This window comes from Clostridium muellerianum (genome assembly GCF_012926525.1).
In the GTDB taxonomy this organism is placed as follows: domain Bacteria; phylum Bacillota; class Clostridia; order Clostridiales; family Clostridiaceae; genus Clostridium_AM; species Clostridium_AM muellerianum.
Window position 1 is genome coordinate 203,847 of sequence record NZ_JABBNI010000058.1, and the last position, 24,909, is coordinate 228,755.

General features: G+C 28.2%; 17 protein-coding genes. 13 read left to right on the top strand and 4 right to left on the bottom strand.

Annotated features, from left to right (window positions below; all coding sequences use genetic code 11):
- Nucleotides 1-110: 110 nt before the first annotated feature.
- The gene (locus tag HBE96_RS20495; RefSeq protein ID WP_169299560.1) at nt 111-1,955 is read right to left on the bottom strand and encodes an ABC transporter ATP-binding protein; all 1,845 of its coding nucleotides are present in this window, start codon (nt 1,953-1,955) and stop codon (nt 111-113) included.
- A complete protein-coding gene (locus HBE96_RS20500) occupies nt 1,955-3,682 on the bottom strand; it encodes an ABC transporter ATP-binding protein (RefSeq protein WP_169299561.1) in 1,728 nt (575 codons plus the stop codon). Before HBE96_RS20500 ends, HBE96_RS20495 begins: the two co-directional genes overlap by 1 nt.
- A 139-nt stretch (nt 3,683-3,821) precedes the next feature.
- On the opposite strand from HBE96_RS20500, the gene HBE96_RS20505 reads away from it, so the two are divergent.
- From HBE96_RS20505 to HBE96_RS20525, 5 genes are all read left to right on the top strand, one after another.
- Nucleotides 3,822-4,652: a MerR family transcriptional regulator gene (locus HBE96_RS20505; RefSeq protein ID WP_169299562.1), complete on the top strand. Its 831-nt coding sequence runs from the start codon at nt 3,822-3,824 to the stop codon at nt 4,650-4,652.
- Between the two features lie 213 nt (nt 4,653-4,865).
- Nucleotides 4,866-5,093, top strand: a complete 228-nt coding sequence (gene tlp / locus HBE96_RS20510) for a small acid-soluble spore protein Tlp (protein WP_169299563.1) — start codon at nt 4,866-4,868, stop codon at nt 5,091-5,093.
- A gap of 302 nt (nt 5,094-5,395) precedes the next feature.
- Complete coding sequence (locus HBE96_RS20515) at nt 5,396-6,247, top strand: DMT family transporter (protein ID WP_169299564.1); 852 nt, start codon at nt 5,396-5,398, stop codon at nt 6,245-6,247.
- Nucleotides 6,248-6,901: 654 nt separating this feature from the next.
- On the top strand, nt 6,902-7,585 hold the full coding sequence (locus HBE96_RS20520) for a hypothetical protein (RefSeq protein WP_169299565.1): 684 nt from the start codon (nt 6,902-6,904) through the stop codon (nt 7,583-7,585).
- Between the two features lie 250 nt (nt 7,586-7,835).
- Nucleotides 7,836-10,394: a SpoIID/LytB domain-containing protein gene (locus tag HBE96_RS20525; RefSeq protein ID WP_169299566.1), complete on the top strand. Its 2,559-nt coding sequence runs from the start codon at nt 7,836-7,838 to the stop codon at nt 10,392-10,394.
- 58 nt (nt 10,395-10,452) lie between these two features.
- Here HBE96_RS20525 and yedF read toward each other — a convergent pair whose 3' ends face one another.
- On the bottom strand, nt 10,453-11,034 hold the full coding sequence (gene yedF / locus HBE96_RS20530) for a sulfurtransferase-like selenium metabolism protein YedF (protein ID WP_169299567.1): 582 nt from the start codon (nt 11,032-11,034) through the stop codon (nt 10,453-10,455).
- Between the two features lie 316 nt (nt 11,035-11,350).
- On the opposite strand from yedF, the gene HBE96_RS20535 reads away from it, so the two are divergent.
- Nucleotides 11,351-12,871: a glycosyltransferase family 2 protein gene (locus HBE96_RS20535; protein WP_206155020.1), complete on the top strand. Its 1,521-nt coding sequence runs from the start codon at nt 11,351-11,353 to the stop codon at nt 12,869-12,871.
- Between the two features lie 71 nt (nt 12,872-12,942).
- Here the strand turns inward: HBE96_RS20535 and HBE96_RS20540 are convergent, their stop codons facing one another.
- Nucleotides 12,943-14,862 (bottom strand): ABC-F family ATP-binding cassette domain-containing protein, encoded by a 1,920-nt coding sequence (locus tag HBE96_RS20540; protein WP_169299569.1) that lies wholly within the window; start codon nt 14,860-14,862, stop codon nt 12,943-12,945.
- Nucleotides 14,863-15,190: 328 nt separating this feature from the next.
- Between HBE96_RS20540 and HBE96_RS20545 the strand changes: the two genes are divergently transcribed.
- The 7 genes from HBE96_RS20545 (at nt 15,191) to HBE96_RS20575 (ending at nt 24,875) form a co-directional block, all read left to right on the top strand.
- Nucleotides 15,191-17,638 (top strand): VIT and vWA domain-containing protein, encoded by a 2,448-nt coding sequence (locus HBE96_RS20545; protein ID WP_169299570.1) that lies wholly within the window; start codon nt 15,191-15,193, stop codon nt 17,636-17,638.
- 347 nt (nt 17,639-17,985) lie between these two features.
- On the top strand, nt 17,986-18,711 hold the full coding sequence (locus HBE96_RS20550) for an ABC transporter ATP-binding protein (protein WP_169299571.1): 726 nt from the start codon (nt 17,986-17,988) through the stop codon (nt 18,709-18,711).
- On the top strand, nt 18,704-20,368 hold the full coding sequence (locus tag HBE96_RS20555; RefSeq protein WP_169299572.1) for a putative ABC transporter permease subunit: 1,665 nt from the start codon (nt 18,704-18,706) through the stop codon (nt 20,366-20,368). The genes HBE96_RS20550 and HBE96_RS20555 overlap by 8 nt, the downstream gene beginning before the upstream one ends.
- Before the next feature lie 176 nt (nt 20,369-20,544).
- Complete coding sequence (locus HBE96_RS20560) at nt 20,545-20,901, top strand: C-GCAxxG-C-C family (seleno)protein (protein ID WP_169299573.1); 357 nt, start codon at nt 20,545-20,547, stop codon at nt 20,899-20,901.
- A gap of 341 nt (nt 20,902-21,242) precedes the next feature.
- The gene (locus tag HBE96_RS20565; protein ID WP_169299574.1) at nt 21,243-22,088 is read left to right on the top strand and encodes a 4Fe-4S dicluster domain-containing protein; all 846 of its coding nucleotides are present in this window, start codon (nt 21,243-21,245) and stop codon (nt 22,086-22,088) included.
- Between the two features lie 470 nt (nt 22,089-22,558).
- On the top strand, nt 22,559-24,148 hold the full coding sequence (locus tag HBE96_RS20570) for an Ig-like domain-containing protein (RefSeq protein WP_169299575.1): 1,590 nt from the start codon (nt 22,559-22,561) through the stop codon (nt 24,146-24,148).
- A 367-nt stretch (nt 24,149-24,515) separates the two neighbouring features.
- Nucleotides 24,516-24,875, top strand: coding sequence for a hypothetical protein (locus tag HBE96_RS20575; protein ID WP_169299576.1), 360 nt, complete (start codon nt 24,516-24,518; stop codon nt 24,873-24,875).
- Nucleotides 24,876-24,909 lie beyond the last annotated feature (34 nt).

Below are 24,909 nucleotides of genomic sequence, written 5' to 3' on the forward strand. Positions count from 1 at the left end.
AGTGTGGTTATATATCATAATACAAATAGGAAAATGAAGTGTTTTTAAACCATAATATAATTGTATAAATTAAGGAATGTAAGCTGTTATGCTATCAATAAGAAAATGTATTATAAAGTTTTTAAGGAAGTAATTTTAGCAAATTGACTATTGTAGATATCACTATACAAGCCGCCTTTAGCTAATAATTCATCATGGTTTCCTTGTTCAACAATATTTCCTTTGTCCATAACAAGTATCTTATCTGCATTTTTAATTGTAGATAATCTGTGTGCTATTATAAAGCTTGTCCTTCCTCTCATCAGGTTATCCATGGCATTTTGTATTTCTAATTCTGTACGTGTATCTACACTTGAAGTTGCTTCATCAAGTATTAAAATATAAGGATTGGCTAAAATAGCACGAGAAATGCATAAAAGTTGCTTTTGTCCTTGTGATATTGAGGAGTTTTCGTCATTTAAAACTGTATTATAGCCATGAGGAAGAGTTCTTATAAAATAATCAGCTCTGGCAAGCTTTGCAGCTTCTTTAACTTCTGAAATTGTTGCTCTATCTCTGCTGTATGAGATATTATCTTTTATACTTCCATCAAATAACCAGGAATCTTGTAGTACCATTCCAAATAAAGAACGTAGATGACTTCTTTTGAGTTCAGTTATATCCGTGCCATCAATTTTAATTTTTCCATCATTTAACTCATAGAATCTCATAAGCAGGTTTATCAAGGTAGTCTTTCCTGCACCAGTTGGACCGACTATAGCAACTTTTTCACCTGATTTTATATCTAAATCTATTCCTGTGATTATAAGGTCTTTTCCGTATCCAAACTTTACATCTTCAAAGACTATATTACCTTTTGTATCTGATATTGTTTTATAATTTATAGTATCTGTCAGCTCTTCTTCTTCATCTAAAATCTCAAAAACACGTTCTAGCGAAGCAATAGCTGCCTGCATTGAATTTAAAATATAGGCGGCTTCAGTTAGTGGTTCTGATGATTGATCTACATACTGAAAGAAGGCCTGGATTAGTCCTATTGACAACCTTCCTTGAATGACAAATATAGCTCCAAGAGATGCTATTAGTACATATCCTATTTGATTCATCAAACGAATTAAAGGATTTATAGCATAGGTAATGAATTGAGCTTTTTTTTCATCAAGGTATAATTTGTTATTGGATATTTGGACTTTACCTATTATTTCATTTTCCATGTTAAAGGTCTTTACCACCATTTGACCAGTAAAATACTCTTCTATTTGTCCATTAAATTTACCTAGAGATTCCTGTCTATTTGCAAAATAATTTATGCTCTTTTTTCCAATTATGGAAGTAGCGATAATTCCCATAGCAATAGTAAAAATAGCAATTAGCGTTAATATCCAATTTATTGAAAGCATGAGAATAACAGCTCCTATGATTGTAAGTGTTGCTGTAATAAATTGCATCATTCCTGACTGCAGGGTTTCAGATACTTTTTCTAAATCATTTGATATTCTGCTTAAAATTTCACCTTTATTGTGTGTATCGTAATATTTTAAAGGAATTTTTGAAAGTTTTTCACTTATTTTTTTCCTTATGGATAATACTAGTGTTTGGGATACTGCAGCCATTATATTCTGCTGTATATAATTAGCTAATGAAGATAGTAAATATATGAATAGCAGAAGTAATGAAAGCTTCTTTATAATATGAAAATCTATATTGAAAGAACCAGTAGAAGACATATTTTTTATTCCTTCATAAATAGTATTAATAGCTTTACTAAAAATCAATGGAGCAGCCATTGTAAAGGTTAAACTGATAATAGCAAAGAATATTACAATAATTATTTTCCATTTTTGATTAAGGAGTAATTTTATTAATCTTTTCACAGTTTTCTTTGTATCTTTAGCTTTTTCTATAGACATTTCAGTGTCAAAAGAAATTGAGTCGCTTGTGTTTTCTTCATACATTATTCTAATTCCTCCTTACTTAGCTGTGACTCAGCTATTTGCATGTAAATAGGGCAATTTTTAAGAAGCTCTTTATGAGTTCCTATTCCTGCTATTTTTCCTTCTTCTAAGACTATAATTTGATCTGCTTCCATAATTGTACTTATTCTTTGAGCAATGGTTATAACAATTGCATCTTTTAATCTTGGTTTTATAGCTTTTCTAAGTTTTGCATCTGTTTTGTAGTCTAAAGCAGAAAAACTGTCATCAAATACATATATATCACTTTTTTTAGCTAAAGTTCTTGCTATACATAGCCTTTGTCTTTGACCACCTGAAAAGTTACTGCCTCCTTGTGTTACAAAGGAATCATAGCCATGATTTAGTTCTGAAATAAATTCATCTGCTTGGGCAGCTTTAGCAGCATTTTTTATTTCATCTATAGTGGCATCCTTTTTACCATGTCTTATGTTATCAGATATGGTTCCACTAAAGAGAAATGCCCTTTGAGGTGAAAAACTTACTATATCTCTCAAATCTTTTTGAGAAAAATCCTTTATATTAACACCATTAATTAAAATTTCGCCACCTTGTATTTCATGTAGTCTTGGTATTAACTTACCAATAGTGCTTTTTCCTGAACCAGTAGCTCCTATGATAGCAGTGGTTTTACCGCTTTCACATATAAAATTGAGATTTTTTAAAACAGGTTTTTCAGCATCTTTATAGGAGAATGTAACATTTCTAAATTCTAAGATTTTTTTATCACTTGAAGTAAATTCAGTTGTTTTTTCATCTATTATTTCAGGTTCATATTCTAGTACCTCCAATATACGTATTGAGCAGGCACTGGCACGGGGTACATTAAGTAGTACAATTATAGCCATTACTAAGAATACGAATATTATTATTGAATATTCAATAACAGCCATAATATCTCCTATAAGCATAACACCTTTGCTTACTCTCATTGATCCAAACCATAAAACAGCAACAGCGCAAATATTCATTATTGCCATTACTCCAGGCATAGCTACAGCTAGTATTTTATTCATTTCTATATTGATATTTGCATAATTTGTAAAGGTATCATCCATTAATTTCTTTTCATGTTTTTCACGGTTAAAAGCACGTATAATTCTTATTCCTGAGATATATTGTCTCACTCTAGAATTTATTTTATCTAACTGAACCTGTATTTTAAGGGACAAATTTATAACTTTTTTGCTTATGAGTATATTAAATACTATAAAAATTACTCCTGTTATAAAGATTATTAAAGCCATATAGCTATCCTTAGAAAAGGCAAAGAACATTCCTACTATGGTTATAAATGGAACTGGAATAATCATTTCAAAAAACATGGTTACTATATTTTCAATTTGATTTACATCACTTGTACACCTTGTAATCAAAGATGAAGTGGAAAAATGTTTAAAATCATGTATTGATAACTTTTGTGCATGTGAAAACATTTTGATTCTAATATCTCTAGAAAGTGATCCTGATAAATTTGCAGATAAATAGGTAGAAAGTATGGCAAGTATGCCAGTAAATATGGCAACGCTTATCATTATTCCACTAGTTTTTAATACATAATGTATATTACCTTTTATTACTCCATTATTTATTATTTTTGCAGTTAATGTTGGAATATATAATATACCTATAGTTTTTATTAGTATGATTGTAAATAGTGAAATTAAAAGTATTTTATTAGTTTTAAAGTGTTTAAATAGTTTTAGCATAATATTCTCCTTTATATATGATTATATCCACAGATCATATAATAAACTGTACAGTAACTTGACAGTCAATACTTTTATAAATAGAATAGTCTAAAGAAGAAAAGAATCAATAACTTAATGGTTATAGAAAGTGTGATTTATGAGTGATTTTATAAGTTCAAAAAAGTATTTATCCATAGGTGCTTTTTCTAAATTGGCTGGTATAAGTAGAAAAAACTTAATATATTATGATGATGTAGGAATATTAAAACCTGCATTTGTAAAGGAAAATGGGTATAGATATTATTCCTGTAGTCAATTAGATGAGGTAAGCATCATTCTTGCTCTAAAAGATTTGGATGTTCCATTAAAGAAAATAAAAAGTTACATGGAAAATGTATCTCCAGATAATTTGATTCATTTAATTGCTGCACAGAAGAAGAAAATATTAGAAGAACTTAATAGATTAAATCAAATGAATTATATTATAGAGCAGAGAATTAATAATGCTCCAGTAATATCTAACATTAACTGTGGGGAAATATTATTGGAATATTGTGAGGAAGAAGTGCTGTTTTTAGGACCTGAATATTTGCATAATCCTAATAATTTTGAAGATGACTTTATTAGTTTTTTGGATTATTGTGAAAGTAAAAAAGTACTATATGGGTATCCTTTAGGAGTTTACACTAATCATGATAGTTTACTTACTGATAATATTAGGAATTATAGATATTTTTATAAGGTTTCTACAGATACAGATTTAATAGAAAAAACAATAAAGCCAAAAGGTCTTTATGTTATAACCTATGATAATAGTTATTTAGCAGAAGATATGAAGATTTTTGATAAGGTAAACAAATTTATAGAAAAGAATCATCTTGGTATTTGCGGAGATGTTTATATAGAAAATATATCAGATGAAGTAATCACTAAAAATCCAGAAAAGTATTTATCAAAAATTTCTATGAAGGTAGAGAAAATGGATTAATGTGGTTAAAAATATTGTGCAGTATTACTTTTAGAGGATAATTGACTTTATTTCTATTTTAAGAATAAAGCTTAAAAGTCAAAAAAATAAATGTGGAAAGCAGGCATCTTTATTTTGTATAATAAATAAATGCATAGACATAATAAAAAAAGAAGCTTTAGTTGATATGCTTTAAAATATTAATTAAATCAAATAAAGGAGAGATATGAAATTATGAAAAATAAACCAGATGATAGAAGTGATAATGTAGATAAAATTCAATATAATATTGATAAAACTATTCAAAATTATGAGATTGCAGAAGAAGTGATTGGAAAAACAGATAATGAAAAAACAAAAAAAGACCTGTCAGAAAAAAATAAGAGAAGAGAAGAATCTCTAAATAATATGAGAAAAGAAATTAAAGATGAAGCAATGTATAAGAAGAATGAATATAAGTAAAATACAGCAAGTGAGGACAGCGAATAAAAACAGTATTAAAAACGGTTGGTTTAATAAATTACAACAATTTATCAAGAATACCACATTTTTAGAAATAAATATGTGGTATTTTTGACAAATTGTATAAGTGAGTTTACAATAACACTTGCTAGTAGCATACTAACAGCAATATCTATACTTTTAATTGTAATAGGTGTTGTTGGATTAAATTTAAGTGGGGCAAATCATTAATTGGTTAATGATAAAATGGACAAGACTTTAATTTAAAAAACAACTTTTAGGTTGCATAAGGAGTTAGTTATATGAATATAAAAAGTAAGAGTTTAATGGATGTTCATTTAGCTGTTTTTTTATTTGGCTTAGCAGGCTTATTTGGAAAATGGTTATCATTGCTATCAATGATAATTGTATTCGGAAGGGTTTTCTTTTCAAGCATTTTTTTACTGATTTTAATGCTTTATCTTAAGAAAGATATAAAATTAAAAAATCAAAAACACTATTTTTATTTAGCACTAATGGGAGGGATTTTAGCAATTCACTGGTGCACTTTTTTTAAGTCTATTCAAGTATCTACAGTAGCGATAGGATTACTTACATGTTCTACGTTTCCTGTATTTGTTACTTTTCTTGAACCATATTTTTTTAAAGAGAAAATTAATGTAGTGGATATTGTAAGTGCAGCTATTGTATTTTTAGGTGTAGTACTTATTATTCCAAAGTTTGAGCTTAGAAACAGTACAACTCAAGGAGTTTTTTGGGGAATAATAGCTGGTTTTACTTATGCTATTCTTTCAATGCTTAATAGAAAATATGTAAAAGAATATTCAAGTTTAGTAATTGCCTTCTACGAACAGGTAGCAGCTGCAGTTATATTAATTCCTTTTTTATTTTTCCAAAATCCTGTTTTTCATATTAAAGATATAATATTACTTATTATATTAGGTACAATTTTTACTGGAATTTCTCATTCACTATTTATAAACAGCTTGAAAAATATCAAAACCCAAACAGCAGGCATTATATCTAGTCTTGAACCAGTATATGGTATTGCCTTTGCTATTATTTTATTAAGAGAAATACCTACGTTAAGAGAAATTATGGGAGGAATTATTATATTAGGTACTGTTTTTTATTCAACTATTAGATCTAAGTGATAATGGTAGTAAATTTAATAAGGTATCTGAAAAAAACAACAAGTCTAATATGTGACGGATATTTTTGTAAGACAAGGAGAAAGGTTCCACAGGAGTTTAAGCTATCTAAGGTTTCTGTAGACACAGTATTACAAAAAATAGACTAACATATGGACTTGTTATTTTTTTGAAGATGTATGATGTATACTTAAGTTGAAATTTTTAAAAATACGGGAAAGCTGCGAATTAAAGTTTTGCAGCTTTTTTTATATTGCAATACAAGAAAATATTAATATTTTATGAATTTACCATAAATAGTATTTATTTGTGTTATAAAGCTAAAAGGAATAAGCAAAATAATAAATATGTATGTTTTACTTTAAATTTTGTTTCCAAATAATTAAATATGCGTAAATATTCAACGTATTGGCTTGACTTAAAATTATAAGTATTCAAAAATATGGTAACATATAAGTGTAAATATTATTTTAATTTCATAAAAGACATATGTAATACACTTGTAAGTATAATAGATGAGAACAATATAGATAAGTTCTTCTAAGGTTCAGATGTGCAAAATTCTTAAATGATATTTTATAAGTTAATATATATTTATTATAAGAAAACTCCACCTGAGTCAAGGAATTATTTGATAACTAAAGTAGGAGGCTAATAATGGTTAAAATTAATTTAAAACTTAATCAAGGCAGTCCTCAATATAGTTGTAGTTCTTGCATGGACTGTCAAAGTGTTTTTGGGAAGAGTTTATGTTCTATAAAAAATAGAGGATGCTGCTGGTATTTCCCTAAATTTACACTGTATGAAATTCATAAAATGGTAAAAGAGGAAGATGGATTAAAAGCATTAAGCAAAATTATAAATCTTCCCAAAGTAAAAATTTATAATTATTATATACATGCAAAAGGTTATTTTGATGAAGTAGGTTATAAAAAATATATTAAAACCTGGCATGTACATGATAGTTATGTTAAAGACAAATCTGTTTTTTTTAGAGCATGTCCATTTGTAATATCGGGGGTGGGGTGCACATTACCTGAGAGATATAGAAGTTATGTGTGTAACTTTTTTATTTGTGATGAAATAGCAAAAAAAGCAGAAAGCTATGATGAATTTAAAAACTATATAAATGAAAGAAACAGTTATGCTGGATGGATTCAGTGGGAGAATCTTTCACTTGAAGAATTCTTTACTGAGAAAAAATTAAATTTAGTAGAGAATTTTGAGGAAATTATAAGTATTCTTAAAAAGGTGCCGTTAAGGGAATATGAATTTAAAAGATTAGATCCAATAGTAGTGCTAGAGAAACCTAATAATAATGTCAACAAAAAATTAGGCTGATATATGAGAAATTGAACATACGTTTTCATAGGTTATTAAACTAAACAAGTTGAAGTACAGTGTTTAAAATATATATAAACTTTTAATTTAGAGGTATTTATATAGAATAAAAACAAATATTAGATGAAATTATACATTACTATTGTATAATTTCATTTTTTTTCCCCTGTTTCCTCTAGGTCCCATTAGATTTGGTAAGTTTTCTATCGATACTTTACTAAAGGGTAAATTATCTAGAGGAGGAAGGTTTATGTTTAAACGATGTTTTGCAAGCTTTACAACATTTCTTTTATTTATTGCAATGTTTTTAATTGCCTCTACACAGAAAGCTTATGCTTATCAGAACAGTGGGTACTTTGATAATGTAAAGGTGGGACTTACAAGTATGTCCGCTACTACTATTACCGCTGTATTAAATGGAGACTACACTTTAAATGGACAAACATATCCATCGGGCTCTGTTTTAAATTTTGGAGTAAATGGAACAAGTGTTACGTTAAATGGAGTAGTACAGAGTGAGATTACTTTAATTCCTAATAGTAGCTCTAATTTGTTAACTCTTACTTCTAATTCAGTATCAAATAAGTACTTAGGTTATTTTTCAATAAAATTTTATAATGGAAAAGTACTGCCCATTAATATAATTGATATTGAAAGCTATTTAAAGGGTGTAGTAGGATATGAATTGGACAATAGTTATCCAATGGAAGCTTTGAAAGCACAAGCAGTGGCAGCAAGAAACTATGCAATATCACGAATAGGATATGCTATAGCTAACGGTTATGATTTTGATGATACTCCAGCTTATCAGACATATAAAGGTTATGATGCAAGCCTTAACAATGTGATTAGTGCTGTGGATCAAACTAAAGGACAAGTTCTCTTATATAATGACAAGTTAGTGGAGACACTATATTCTGCATGGCATGGAGGAGTTTCAGAAAATAGCGAAAATGTATGGGGAAATTACGTGCCATATCTACGATCTGTACAAGATTCCTTTGAAAATTTACCTTGGCCAGGTGGTAATATGGTACTGACTAATGCACAGATACAAACAATTTTGGTAAATAAGAAATATATAGCTTCTACAGATACATTTGTAAATTTAGATTTAAGTTCAATAACTAAATTTGCAAGTGGTAGAGTATCAAATATTAATATTATTTATAAAGATTCAGCAGGAACTACTCAAACAAAGTCTGTAAAAAATGATTATACAAGGACTTTCCTTGGATTGCCAAGTAATCTTTATAATGTGACTTATGATACAGTAAAAGGAGCTTATACTTTTTCAGGAAAGGGAAATGGACATGGTCTTGGAATGAGCCAGATTGGGGCTAAAAACAGGGCTGATGCAGGACAAACTTATGATCAAATTTTAAAGTTTTATTATCAAAATGTATATTTGCAGAATCTTATTACAAGTGCTATCTTAACTAACTTCACTCAGAGTACAAATAGCTTGCTTGCTGGAAACACTAGTTCCTTTAATGCAACTGCAACATCTGGTAGTGGAACTTATTTGTATAAGTACGTGATAATGAATGGAGCTAATGTTGTATACACAAGAGATTATAATAATACTTCATCGTTAGATTATGTACCAAGCACTGAAGGAAATTATACTGTACAAGTTTATATGAAGGATCAAAATTCCACAGCTGATTCTGATGATACAAAGACATCTTCTTTTGTGGTTTATGGAAAGCCTACTATAAGTAATTTAACTACTAATAAATCACAATATTTAGCTGGACAAACTGTTAACATAAATACAGCCGCTGTGTCAGGTTCTGGAAGTTATCTTTACAAATATGTAATTTCTTTAAATGGAACAACTTTGTCCACTGTAGATTATAGCAGTAATACAAATTCACTTTATAAAGTAAGTAGTGCAGGAAACTATAATATAACAGTATATGTGAAAGATTCACTTTCAACAAAGGATTATGACGATATGAAAACTGCGGCGGTTCAAGTATACGATCAACCTACTATGACTTATACTAGTACAAAAAATTATATTTTTGTTGGAGATACTGTGAATTATAGTATAAGTGAAGTAAATGGTTCTGGCAGTGCACAATATAGATTTGTGGCTATGAATGGAAGTAATATAGTAGCTGATAGTGGTTATTTAAGTTCAAACACTTTTAGCTTTAAACCAGAAGCTTCAGGAAATTATCAAGTTGTTGGATACATTAAGGATTCACTATCTCAAAAGACCTTTGATGCTCAAAGTACCTTGAATTTGAATGTATATAATCCTCAAATTAAAAATGTAAATGTAAATGGATATTTTTATGTAGGAACTATATTAAGTTTTTATGCAGGTAGTACAGGGGTGAGTCCTTCTGGAATGAGCTACAGGTATGAGGTGTATAATAATGGAAGAGTAGTGGCATCTAATAATTTCAGCACCTCCAGTACATTTTCTTTTATACCTACTATAGCTGGAACTTATACAGTTAAAACTTATGGTAAGGATGGATTAAGTACAAAGGATTATGATAGTATAAAGCAATTTAATATCATAGTAAATAGTAAGCCTTTATATATTGCTACATTGCCTTTAAGCTTAGGAACCACAAGTAATGATGTAGTATCATTGCAGAATGCTTTAATAAAATTGGGATATAATATTTCCAGTGCTACAGGATATTTTGGAAGTCAAACTAAAAATGCAGTAATAGCTTTTCAAACAAGTGAAGGAATACCATCAAACGGAACGGTAGAAACTTGGACGTGTAGTGAATTAAATTATGCGCTTATAACAAAATCAGGAATAAAAAACTTAAGCTTTTAATGAAAACAGGAACTTTGATACTTTTTCAAGGTTCCTGTTTTGTATTATGTGAGTTTAATTACAGTTTAATAGTATTGTCGGCAGAATTCATTTTTTCCACTATGGTATACATATTACTAATTTCACCTACAAGTAATTTTTCCTTTAATCCATAAAAATCAAGGCAGGTTCCACAGCTTAATATATTTACACCTTTCTCTTTAAGCACTTTAATACTTTCAATGCAGTCAGAACCTTCAGTGGTAAGTTTAACACCACCATTTAAAAATAGTATTTCAGAAGGAAGGTTATCACTTTCACTTAAAGCATAGAAATAGCTTTTTATTAAAATTGTTCCTAACTTGTCATCGCCAATACCAAGCTTATCAGAAGAAACTACTATAACAAAATTTTTATCATCAAAGTTCATAGGCTTACAGCTGCAAGAATCTTTAGTGATATCTATATAATAAAGGCCTTCTTTTTCTTCAACTTTATATTTGAAACCATTACTTTCAGCAAATTTTGAAATATTATTTTTTGAAACTTCATTGTCAACTATAACAGTAGCTTGTCCTTCATTTATAGAATCAAAATGTTTTTTTGTATTAATAACAGGTTGAGGACATTTTAATCCTTTACAATCAATTATATTTGTCATTTACAAGTACCACCTTTCAAAATTAATTAAATAATTGTATATTTATTTGTTAAACAATGCAATAATAATAGTATTGATTTAAGTAAATTATAACATAACTATATATTTAGACATTATAGTTTTTATGAATAAGTTGTAGTACAACTATTTGCAAAAGCTATAGAAATGTAACAAAAAAATAATAATCAGAAAATTCTGTAACACTGGTTAAAGTCGAAAATTTATGTTATTATAATATACAGTATTTATATATGCAACTAACTAAAGGATAATATAAAAAGGAAGGATTTGTACAATGAAGGAATTTATTTCTATGATGGGACAATTTATTTATAACTCCATTATCTGTGGCATAGATGTTTTTCAAGTATTAGTAATTATACTTACAATGTATTATTTAGTTATCTCATTATTTGGGTTTTATAAAAAAGAGGATAAAGAAGCAGAAACTTGTAAGCCAAAAAAGAAATTTGCTTTGTTAGTAGCAGCACATAATGAGGAAATGGTAATAGGAAATATTGTGGATAGCTTAAAAGAATTGGATTATCCCAAAGATTTATATGATATTTTTGTAATTGCAGATAATTGTACTGATAGAACTGCAGAAATTGGAAGACAGCATGGTGGAAATGTGCATGAGAGAAATGTTTCAGATAAAAGAGGAAAAGGTTATGCGTTAGAATGGATGTTTGCTAGAATATTTAAAATGGATACTAAATATGATGCTATAGCTATTTTTGATGCAGATAATTTAGTTTCAAAGAATTTTCTAAATGAAATGAATTATAAATTGCTTAAAGGATATAAAGTTGTTCAAGGTTATATAGATAGTAAAAATCCAGATGATTCCTGGATAACACAGTCTTATTCAATATCATTTTGGACATCTAATAGGTTATTTCAATTAGGAAGAGCAAATTTAGGATTATCAAGTCAGATAGGTGGAACTGGATTTTGCATGGATACAGAAACACTTAAGAAATTAGGATGGGGTTCTACTTGTCTTACAGAAGATTTAGAGTTTACTTGTAAATTAGTACTTAATGGACATAAAGTAGGTTGGTCTCATAATGCTATAGTTTATGATGAAAAACCTTTAACATTAAAACAATCATGGAATCAGAGAAAAAGATGGATGCAGGGATTTGCGGATGTATTCTCAAGGTTTTTCTTAAGACTTATGAAAAAAGCTGTAAAAGAAAGAAGTTTTATTACCTTAGATTGTGCTTTGTACACTATGCAGCCGTATGTAACATTGTTTATGGCAGCTTCTGCTATAATAAGTTTAATTAAAGGTGTTAGTGGTATAGATGTAATAACATTGGATGGAATTTTTAGATACATTTTTTATAGTAGTCAAAGTAGTAATATTCAATATGCTTGGATGATATTTAGTATAGGTCAATTCTTATTTACACCAATAGTTATGTTGTTAGAGACAAAGTTGTCTAAAAAAATGTTTGGAGTGTTTGCTCTATATTCTTTAAATGCAGTAATATTTTCAAAGGTTTTTAGTTATTTAAGAGAAAATTATGTGGGATTTTTAAGCACATACAATTTATCTACTATAGTTACAGACAAACATATGAATGAATTTATAATTCCTTCAATTGAATATACAGTCTTGATTACCATTATTTACATAATGATGTTTGTTATTATTATAGGCATGGTTGATAGAAAATATTCATTAAAAATATTCATATGGTATATGTTGTTTAGTGTGTATACTTTAACATGGGTTCCTATAACTATTCAGGGAATTTTAAATAAGGATAAGAAAGAATGGAGCCATACTAAACATATAAGGCAAATAAGTATTCAAGAAGTGGAATAATCAACAAATGTTACTTAGCTAGATATAATAGCAGGTAGCTATTAAATAAAAAGTGCTGAATGTCAGGAAGTTTAATCCAGACATTTAGCACTTTCTATTTTTTCAGCCAGCTCATTTAAATAAGTCCATCTCTCCAATAAATAATCGAGCTTTTCTTGTAATTCTTGTTTTTCAGCTAAAAGCTTTTGAAGCATTTCGTAATCACTACCTGTAGAATTTATCTTTGAGTCTAAGATTTCTATTTCCTTTTCTACACCAGCAATAACATCATCTATTTCATCAAATTCTTTTTGTTCTTTGTAGGAGAACTTTAAAGCTTTATTTTTCTTTTTTTCCTCTTTGTAATCTGATTTAGTATCTTTTTTGTTTGATTCTTTTAGTTCTTCTTTATTTTCACTTTCACATTTATCCATGTATTCAGTATAATTTCCAGTATAATAATCTATGGAAGAATTACCCTTAAAGATTAGAAGCTTTTTAAAAGCTTTATCTAAAAAGTATCTATCATGAGATACAGCTATAACTGTTCCTGAAAAGTCTTCTAAATAGTCTTCTAAAACAGTAAGTGTTTCTATGTCCAAATCATTAGTAGGTTCATCAAACATTAATACATTAGGAGCACTCATAAGCACTCTAAGTAGCTGAAGCCTTCTTTTCTCACCACCAGAAAGTTTTGATATAGGTGTCCATTGCATTTCAGGAGTGAATAAAAATCTTTCTAGCATAACAGAAGCACTTAATGTTTCTCCATCTGAGGCTTTTAAAAATTCTCCAACTTCTTTTATATATTCTATAACCCTTAAGTTTTCATTCATTTCTTTATTTTCTTGAGAAAAGTATCCTATTTTTACTGTTTCACCTATGTTAACTTCTCCAGAATCAGGTTTTATTATACCTGCACATATATTTAGAAATGTAGATTTGCCAATGCCATTTGGACCGATGATACCAACTCTATCATTATTTGAAAATATGTAACTGAAGTTGTCTAGTATTTTTTTATTTTCAAAGGACTTACTTATGTTTTCAAGTTCTATAACCTTTTTACCAAGTCTAGTACTTGCAGAGGACATTTGAACTCTGTCACTAGCTGTATCGAATTTAGTATTTTTAAGATCTTCAAATCTTTCAATTCTAGCTTTTTGTTTAGTACTTCTAGCTTTTGCACCTCTTTTTATCCAAGCCAGTTCTCTTTTGAAAAGGTTTTTGTGCTTATCTTCTAATGATTTGTTTAATTCTTCTCTTTCTAATTTTTTTTCTAAAAAAATACTGTAGTTTCCACTATAGCTGTAGAGATTTCCGTTATCCAATTCTATAATTCTATTGGTAACTCTATCTAAAAAGTATCTATCATGGGTAATCATAAGTAGAGCACCTTTTCTGTTGTTCAAATAATTTTCAAGCCAGGCTACAGTATCGTTATCAATATGATTGGTAGGTTCGTCTAGAATTAGTAAATTTGAAGGGGTTATAAGGGCACCAGCCAGAGCTATTCTCTTCTTTTGACCTCCAGAAAGAGTTGCTATCTTTGCGTCAAAGTCAAAAATGTTAAGTTTAGTAAGGATAGTTTTAGCATCACTTTCTACCTGCCATGCATTTAAACTATCCATTTTAGCGGTTAAATCCAAAAGCTTTTTTTGTTTGACTTCATCATTCGGATTTTTTTCTAAGGATTTAAGTACATTTTCATATTCTCTCAAAACCTTCATTATTGGAGAATTTCCCTTAAACACCTGTTCAAGAACTGTAGCATTTTCATCAAAGTAAGTGTTTTGAGAAAGATAATTTATTGTTAAGTTGTTTGAGGTTATTATATTACCGCTGTCGTAAGTTTCTGTGCTAGCAGCAATTCTAAGTAAAGTAGATTTACCTGTACCATTTATACCGATGACTCCTATTTTTTCTCCTTCATTTATGCCTAAAGATATATTGTTTAGAATAAATTTTTCACCATAGCTTTTACATATATTTTCTAAAGATATTAAGTTCATTTAATTCACGTATCCTTTCTAGCTATTTTCATAACACTATTTAGTATATTATCAAAAAAGGTTTTTGTAGGCAATACTAAAAATATATTTGTAATGTACTATTTATGTATTAAGTGGTAATAATATTTTATGTAGGAATTAAATTTAGAGTTATAATAATGTGCATTTTTTAAACTTAGAGCTTTCCAGTTTAGTTTAAAATGCGAATTAAAGAAAATATTACTCAAAAATAGAATTTTATGAAGGATATTATTTTTTTTTATGGAATAAAATAATATATATATCTATGGATTAAAATGCAAAAATTATAATTAAGGGAGGGCTGTCCATGGGTTATAGTATAAAGGAAATTAAAGGAAATTCCCAGGGTATGATATTAAAGAAAGTCAGCATAAATGGCAACATCTGTGGAGAATATGCTGAAATATCTATAAATCAGGTATATGAAAATAAAAGTAGAGGTGATGTAGAAGGAGTATATGTTTTCCCAATACCTAAAACTGCTATAATATCAGGATTTGAAGCAGAAGTAGGAGGAAAAACTTTAAAAACTATAGTAGAAGAAAAGGAAAAAGCATTTAAAATTTATGAAAATGCTAAAAGTAGAGGAGACAATACTGTATTTTTAGAAGAATTAAAGCCTCATATGTTTAAGATAGCCATAGGAAAAATTATATCTGGTGAAACAGTTAAAATAAAATTATCCTATATAGATGAGTTGCAGTATAAAGATAAGAAATTTAAACTTACAATTCCTGCAATGCATGAACCAACTAAAATGGATGAGGATTCAAAGCTTAACAATTTAAGAAATACTTTAGTAAATAAGCTTGTAAAGAAAGAATCAGAAGACAGCGAGTTTCAGTTTAAAACTAATATTATAGTAGAGTCTTTATGTAAATTGGAATTTGAATCTCCTTATCATAAGCTTAAAGTAGAAAGAGAAGGGGATACTGTAGCTAAAATTAACTTACAGGATGATTATGAGGCTATGGATAAAGACTTTATACTTATTATGAAAGAAAAGGATCCTTTAGAAGCGGATGGCATGATTTATGAATATAAGGAGAATGGTGAGGATAGAAGGGTAGTTTATCTTAGAATGATTCCTAAGCTTGATGATTATGAAATAGAAGAAAAAGAAAGTTATGTTTTTCTTATAGATATTTCAGATACTATGAAAGGCGATAAAATACAGCAGGCTAAAGATGCACTTCAAATTTGCATAAGAAACCTTGAAGAAGGAGATACTTTTGACATTATTGCAATGGGAGAAACTTTAAAGTATTTCTGGGATGAGGGAATGGCCCAATTTAATTCTGATACTTTAAAGAAAGCATCACAGTGGATAGAAAACTTGTCTACGGAAAATGATGCAGATATATTTGGAGCTATAAAATACAGCCTTGAAAATGAGGGCGGACATAATACAATATTAATTTTTACAGATGATGAAGTTGAAGAAGAAGATGAAATATTAGATTATGTAAAGGAAAACTTAGGTGATAATAGAATATTTACCTTTGGTTTTGACTCAGAAACTAATAATTATTTCTTGAATAAGTTAGCTCATGAGAGTTTTGGAAAAGCCGAGTTTATAAATAAAGGACAGAGAATTGAAGCTGTAGTATTGAGACAGTTTAAGAGAATTCAAAATCCAGAAGTAGATGATGTGCAAATAGACTGGGGAAATATGCAGGTTCAAGCTACTTACCCACGAACTATAGATTATATGTATGACAGAGAAGCTTTTTCAATTTTTGCTTATGTAATAGGAGAAGTAAGTGATGAAATAGTTGTAAGTGGAAAAGTTGGCGATAGAGAGTATGTAAAGAAAGTGGATTTGGATAACTTTAATACAGAGGATAATGCTAATTTACTTAAAAAAGTATGGGCAAGAAAGAGAATTAGGTCCATTGAAATGAATATGATGTCTCAGCGTGGAGATGTAAAAGAAGCCATGAGGCAAAAAGTAATAGAGCTATCTAAAAACAATGGATTAATAAGTCCAGAGACCACATTTATCTTTATGGAACTTAGAGAAGAGCCAGTGCTTGGCATAGAACTTAAGAATATAATTCCAATTAGTGTTAAAGAAATAACCTTATCACATGAATTTGAAGAAGAAAACTTAGATGCAGCAGACAAGTCAGGTTTTTTGTATAAAAAATATGAAGGAACTATATTAGAAGAAAAAATTCACAAATTAAAAGGAGACAATTTATATCTTAATAGTAAATATCCAAGAAATAAGCTTTTAAGAATAATTGCTAAAAATCAATTTGCAGAAGGAGCTTTCGTGGATTATGAAGACAGTAGTACAGAGGATAAAGTAGAAACTACTGCTATGGTTTTATTAGCATTTATTTTAGGTGATGAAGATATAGATATATATTTTAATCAATTAAATAAATCTGTAGAATTTATATGTGATAAATGTGTTAGTGAAGATTTTAAATTAGAAGATAGAGTAGGGAAAATGATAATTTTGGCTTTAGATAAAGCTGAAGAAAAGGGAATATTAAAGGAAAAAAATATGCAAAAAGCTGGGAAAACCTTAGATTATTTATATGATTTATTAAATAAAAGAGAAAGCGCTAAGGAAATGTTAAATAATTTAGTAGAGTATTCTTTAAAGAAAAATGTGGCTTCACTTTTCACAGTAAGTGAAGATGGAAGCTGTATAAATGAACAAATAGTAATTAGTGAAGAAAGAAATTCTATTTTCAGCATGGCTAAATTAGCTGTTCTCATGATTTTAAATGATATAGTTTAATAAAAAAGTTACTTAAAGATAGCTTTTAAAATCATTATAAAAATAACATAATATATAGAAGCTGTTGAATTAAAGTATTAAGAAGTGCATTCTATAGAATAGACAATATTAAAAGGTCTATTCTATAGTTTTTTTTATATAGAGAGCTAATCTATAGTTAACAGTGGATATTTAAAAGAAAAATTTTCTTCAAAAATTAACATAAAAAGATCATCCGTAACTTTCAATTATCTACTGCGAATTTTAAATATTCTATAAAGGTTATTGAATTTTAGTTGCAATTGTCATATATTATATATAATGGTTGCAATTAACAATTTTTAAATGTTGTTTTGGAGGAAAAGACAATGATAGAAATGAAAGCTTTAAATAAAAGCTATAACGGAAATATAAAGGCAGTGGACAATTTGAATTTAACTATACCTGATGGACAAATATTTGGATTTTTAGGTCCTAATGGAGCAGGAAAAACTACTACTATAAAAATGATTACAGGTATTATAAATCCAAACAGTGGAGATGTTTTTATAAATAATATAAATATAAAAGAAAATTCTATAGAAGCTAAAAGGAGATTTGGATTTGTTCCAGATAATCCAGATATATTTTTAAGGCTTAAAGGTATAGAATATTTAAATTTTATGGCTGATATTTATGATGTGGATAGTACAGAAAGAATAAGTAGGATAAAAAGTTTATCGGAAAGATTTGAAATGAATAAAGCTTTAAAGGATCAAATACAAAGTTATTCTCATGGGATGAGGCAAAAAATAGTTATAATTGGAGCTTTAATTCATGATCCTTCGGTATGGATATTAGATGAGCCTATGACAGGTCTAGATCCAAAATCATCCTTTACATTAAAAGAAATGATGAGGGAACATGCAGATAAGGGTAATACTGTATTTTTTTCAACACATGTATTAGATGTAGCAGAAAAAATATGTGATAGATTTGCTATTATAAATAAAGGCAAAATTGTATTTAATGGAACTTTTAAAGAGCTTAAAGAAGGATTTAAGGAAACTGAGTCCCTGGAAAATATATTTTTGGAGATGACAGAAAATGAATAAATATATAGTTTTAACAAAAGCTCTTTTAAAAAATGGCAATGGTTTATTAAATGGAGATAAAAAGAAAAGAATAAAAGCTATTGCTATAGCAGTAGCCGTTATTTTGGCATGTATACCAACTATAGTAGCATTTATTTATTTTATTCAAAGTGCCTATGATTTGCTTTATAAGATAAATCAGCAGGGGTTAATTTTTTCAGTAGGAATAAGTTTTACTTTTATTTTTATATTCTTTTTTGCCATATTATATTCTTTGAATGTGCTATATTTTTCAAGAGATATAGAAAATTTATTACCACTACCATTAAAGCCCTGGCAGATACTGGCATCTAAATTTACTATAACTTTATTATATGAATATCTTACTGAGGCAGTAATATTATTGCCATTGTTTATAATATATGGTTTAAAGGGAAATATGGGATTTGTATATTATGCCTATTCTGTAATATTGTTTTTAACAATACCTATAATACCTTTAAGTATGGCTAGTATTTTGAATATAGTAATTATGAGATTTACTAATATGGGCAATCATAAAGATTTTCTTAAAATTATAGGCGGTATTTTGGCTATGGTTTTAGCCGTAGTCTTTAATGTAAAGATGCAAAATATAGGAACATCTGGAGTGAATGAAAAGCAAATATTAAGTATGCTTAATGAAGGAAATAACTCTTTAGTTGGTATTTCAAGTAGAGTATTTCCGGGAGCTTCTCAAGCTGTCAAAGCCATAGTATTTAATGAAAGTTTTACAGGATTAAAAAATATAATATTATTTCTAATAATAACTTTATGTATTCTATTAATATTTTTAACATTAGGACAAAAGCTATATTTTAAAGGGGTAATAGGAATTTCAGAAGCACCTTCTAGAAGAAGAAAACTAAATAATGAGGATTTACAGAAGGCATCACGAAAAAGCTTGCCCATTAAATCATTAGTGATTAAGGAATTAAAAATATTGTTTAGAACTCCTGTATATTTTATGAATTGTATTATTATGAATTTTTTATGGCCAGTATTTTTGATTATACCTTTTTTGGCAGAACCTGAAATTTTTAAAAAATTTAAAAACTTAGTTCCTTTACTTAATGATACGAAATGGATGGGGTTTATTATTGTAGTATCTTTGGCAGCAGGGGTATTTATAACTTCAAGTAATCTTATAACTTCTACAGCTGTATCTAGAGAAGGAGAAAACTTATTTGTAAGTAAATATATTGCTGTAGGTTATGATATTCAATTAATGGCTAAAGTTTTATCTGGAGTAATTATGGGCATGGTAGGAATAATAGCTTTGCTCCTAATGTTATTCTTTTTAATTGAACTGCCTGCATTTATAATTCTTATAGTTTTTGTATCATCATTACCTGGAATTTTATTTTCAGCTATGTTCGGCATTATAATTGATGTTAGCTTTCCAAAATTAAATTGGGACAATGAGGTGAAAGCGGTTAAACAAAATTTTAATGGATTTATAGCCATTATGGTTGGAATAGGTGTAAGTGCACTTATAGTAATGGGGATTATGAAGTTTAATGAAGATAAATTGTTGATTGGTATGATTATACTTTTATTATTTTTAGCTTTAGACTATATATTATATAAATTTATTTCAGCTAAAGGTTCAAAGTTATTTGAAAAAATTGAAGTATAGTGTGGAGTAGTAATCAAAATGAAAATAATACTTAATCACATATGTTAATTATAATAGTATAATGTATTATAATATATATAATTAAGCGCTTTTCTCTTTAACTATGAGTTTTTTTAGTTAAATTTATTCAATATGCTAAAAATGACTTTATGAAATGCTAAGAGGAGTGATTGTAAATGATAAAGCCATCAGAATACCATAAACAAGGTTTTACCTGTGGAGAAGCTATGATAAAAGCTTATAATGAGGAGCACAATACTGATATACCTGTAAGTCTTGGAAGTGGAATGGGAACTGGATTTACAGTGGGAAGTGTTTGTGGAGCTGTAGGAGCAGCGGCTGTAATAATAGGGTCATTAAAGGGAAGAGAAAATAGTGATGAACCTAATGATGCTAGAAAATATGCAAAGGAATTAATGCAGGGAATTAGAGAAAAGTATGGTACAGAAATTTGCAAGGATTTAAAGAAAAATGGAATTAGCTGTGCTGATATCATAGAATATACTTATGAAAGTTTAAATAAAGTAATTTAACTATGTAGAAGTCTTTCTACATGATTTTTTTATAAGGCATTTTCAAAAAATAACAAGACCAAATGTTAGTCTATTTTTGTAATACTGCGTGGACAGAACCCTTAGATAGCTTAAGCTTATGTGGAACCTGTCTCCTTGTCTTACAGAAAATATCCGTTGCATATTGGTCTTATTATTTTTTTCAAATACTTAAACTATTTTAATTTTTAAATTTAGTAATAAGCTGATATAATTTTACGTAAGGATATTAACGTAAATATGTAAAAAAGTATAAAAAGAAAGGAAGTGAATTTTAGTGAGGGGTCAATACATACAGTATACTCTTTCACTAAAGATATACAATGAATAAGGAACAAATAGCACAGTTAAAGCTTGAAGGATTTATTAATCAGAGAGATACTATATATTTTACATTAAGAATTATAGCTGTATCAGGAATTATGTCATCATCTGAAATGGAGAAGGTTTTAAGTATTGCAAATAAATATGGAAGAGGATATATAAGTTTTACAACGCGATTAGGAATTGAAATTCCCTGGATAAAAGAAGAAGATATAGAAAGGGTAAAAGAAGATTTGAAAGCATTCAATTTAAAGTCTGGAGGTACTGGAAAAAAAGTAAGACCTATTGTTTCATGTAAGGGTACAGTATGTACTCATGGATTAATAGATACTCAAGGAATATGCAGTAAATTACATGAAAAATTTTTTGCACAGGATTTACCAGCTAAGTTTAAAATAGGAATAGTAGGTTGCCCTAATAATTGTGCTAAAACTCAATTAAATGATCTTGGATTTATGGGACAAAGACTTCCTAAGTTTGAAGAAAGTAAATGCAAAGCTTGTGGAGCTTGCATAAAAGTATGTAAATCAGGTGCTTTAGATAAAGTAGATGGCAAAACAAAGGTTTACTCAGAAAAGTGCTTAGGTTGTGGTAAATGTATAAATGCTTGTCATTTTAATGCTATGGAAACTAGCAAAGAAGGAGTAGCAGTATTTTTAGGTGGGAAGTTTGGAAGAAAATATAAAATTGGAGACAAGCTACATACTATTTTTAAAGTAGATGAAATGGAGGAAGTAACACAAAAAGTATTAGATTATTATACTGAAAATGGCAATAGCGGTGAAAGATTTGGAGATATGATAGATAGAATAGGGATAGAAAATATAAGAAATGAATTAGTATAGTAATAAGGTAAAATCATGTATAAAAACTTTGCATAGTCCTTTTAAATATTTTAACTATAAATACATAGTGTAAGAAAAGGTTTAACTATGTTAATAGATAAAAAGGATGTAAAGAGTAAGTTATTAAAACTATTGATGAATCTTACTTATTAAGGAAGGAGATATCGCACTAAGAATAAGCATTACAATATATTAATTTTGTTATTTACAAAGTAATATATTGTATATAAATTTCTTAATGCGATAAATTCTTTCCTTTAAAACTTTATATGTAAAATTTTTACTTGAAAAACATGTTAGTTAAATGCTAAACTAGTAAAGGTTTTGAATTTTTTGATTTATGAGGGGGTGTATGTAATATTTAACACTTTTAAAAATAATGTCCTTAATTATTAAAAGATAGGCATTAAGGAATATTATTATAAATAGGAACTATGTTAAAATTCAAGTAATAGAAAGAAGAGATACAATTGATTAAAACATTAAAAAAGCTTTTTATATTTGCATTTGTTGTTGTAATTTATCAATTGAATTCATATAATTTGGTAATGGCTAGTAATGTTTCTACTGAATCTAAAATTCAAGTTACTTCAGTTAATGACAAATCTAAACATTCAATGGAACAAAATTCAATTAAACCTATAGAAGCACACAATATATCTAAAGCCCAAATATCAAGTGATTCATCTGATGCTTCAAAATTAGATGGTAATATTGCTTTTTCAACATCCAATTTAAACAATGTTGAAAACGTACCTATAAATAAAATTTGGACAATAGAATTTAATCAGACTATGAATCTATCTTCTGCTAAAAATAGCATAAAGATTATAGATAAAAAAACTAACAAGGAAGTACCTGTAAGTATATCCTTAGATAAAAATGATTTTTGTGTAGTTATATCAAGCATATCTTCTTATGCTTATGATAATTATTATACGTTAAGTATAGATGGTAATTTAAAATCTGATAAGAATAAAATTTTAAAAACTCCTGTTAGCATGGATTTTAAAACTGCTTCAATGCCAGCTGTAAATAAAATAACATCAATAGATAATATAAATGCATCTATAAAACAGGGAGATAGCTATAAACTACCTGATGAAGTAACTGCAAATATGTCTAATGGAGAAAAAAGACAAGTAAAAGTTAATTGGGACAAGCATTCAGATAACTTAAATGTATCAGGAACTTATGTTTATCAAGGCTATGTTGAAGGATACGATAAAAAAGTAACTTTAAATTTAACCATAAGTTCTTCTAGTACAAGTACTAACACTAATACAAATAATAATAACAATACTAATACTAATGATAATAATAAAAATACATTATCAAGTATCAGTACTACAACTGCATGGATATGGCAGCTTCAAAATCAAGTAGATACATATGGTGGTATAGATAATTTAATATCAAAATTAAAATCTTTAGGAATAACTAATGTGTGTGTTAAATACAATGAAGGTGAAAGAGCTACTGGCGGTGGTATGAATTTTAGAGGCGATTTTTTAAAGTATGTAGATAATTTTAAAAAAGCAGGATTTAAAGTAGGTACTTGGGGATTTAATCATTTTAATAATGTTGAAGGTGAAGCGAATTTAATAATAGATGCTGTTAAGAACAGTGATTATTATGTTTTTGATGTTGAAGATGCAGTAATAGGTAAAACAGAGCAGTCAGAAAAAGTATGCCAACTTGTAAGAAATCAATGTCCAAATGCTGTTCTTGGTTATACTTCTTATCCAATAGCAAGTTATCATCAGGATATAGCTTATTCAGTGTTTAACAAATACTGTGATTTTTCTGCACCTCAATGTTATTGGGGAGAAATGAAGTGGCCAATTAAAAAATGCATGGATAAAATGATTCAGGATTATAAAAATTACGGATTGGACAAGCCAATATTTCCATTAGTACAAACCTATGATGTGTATTATAGTGATTATGCTGATTATGCTGCATATAAATTTAAATGCACTGGATTGTGGTCATTTGATGAAATAGGTGCTACATGCATAGATTTTTTAAAGTGTGAAGGAAGTAAATTAAATAACTAAAATTGCAAATGAAAAAGTATCCTTGGAGGATTAAAACTCCTTAGGTTTTTATATTAGATAACAAAAGGCTTCAGAATTGATTTAGGGGCCTTTTGTTATTTCAGTAATTATGGATGAATTTTATGCAGAGGAAAAATTAAATGATAACTATTCAGCTACAGTAGAAGATATTTGGATAAACACCATTATGGAGAGATTCTAAGAGGCGAAAGAATAAAAGGAGTTTTTAAAGTGCAGTATGTTTGAATTATTTAGATTATGTGGTATAATTTTTCTAAAGATTAAGTTAAGCTGTATGTTAGTATGAATTAAAATAAATTGGTGTACAAGTAAGTACACTAGATATAGATAAGAGGTGGGGAAAGATATGTTAAAGAATATAGATTTAAATAGTTTAGAAAAAGCACTTATTGAAGAAATTAAATTGAGCCTAGAGGAAGCGTCTAATGGAGCAAAATTATTAATAAATGAATTAGATACTATTTTTGAGAAATCCCTTAAGGATTGGTCAGAAAAAAGAGAATACACAAATGTAAAAGTTAAAAAGATTGATATTTTTTCACTAATGCATTATGGAGAATTAAATTATGTACAGTCTATTAGGCTTTTAAATGAATATTATTTAGATAGAATTCCCCAAAAACATTTAGAAATTATAGAAAATACAAAAAAAGAGCAGCGTAATGATCATTTTTGGAAAACTCTTTATTTAATAATGTTCTCATAAATGTAATAAGGGACGATTATTAGAATGCCATATT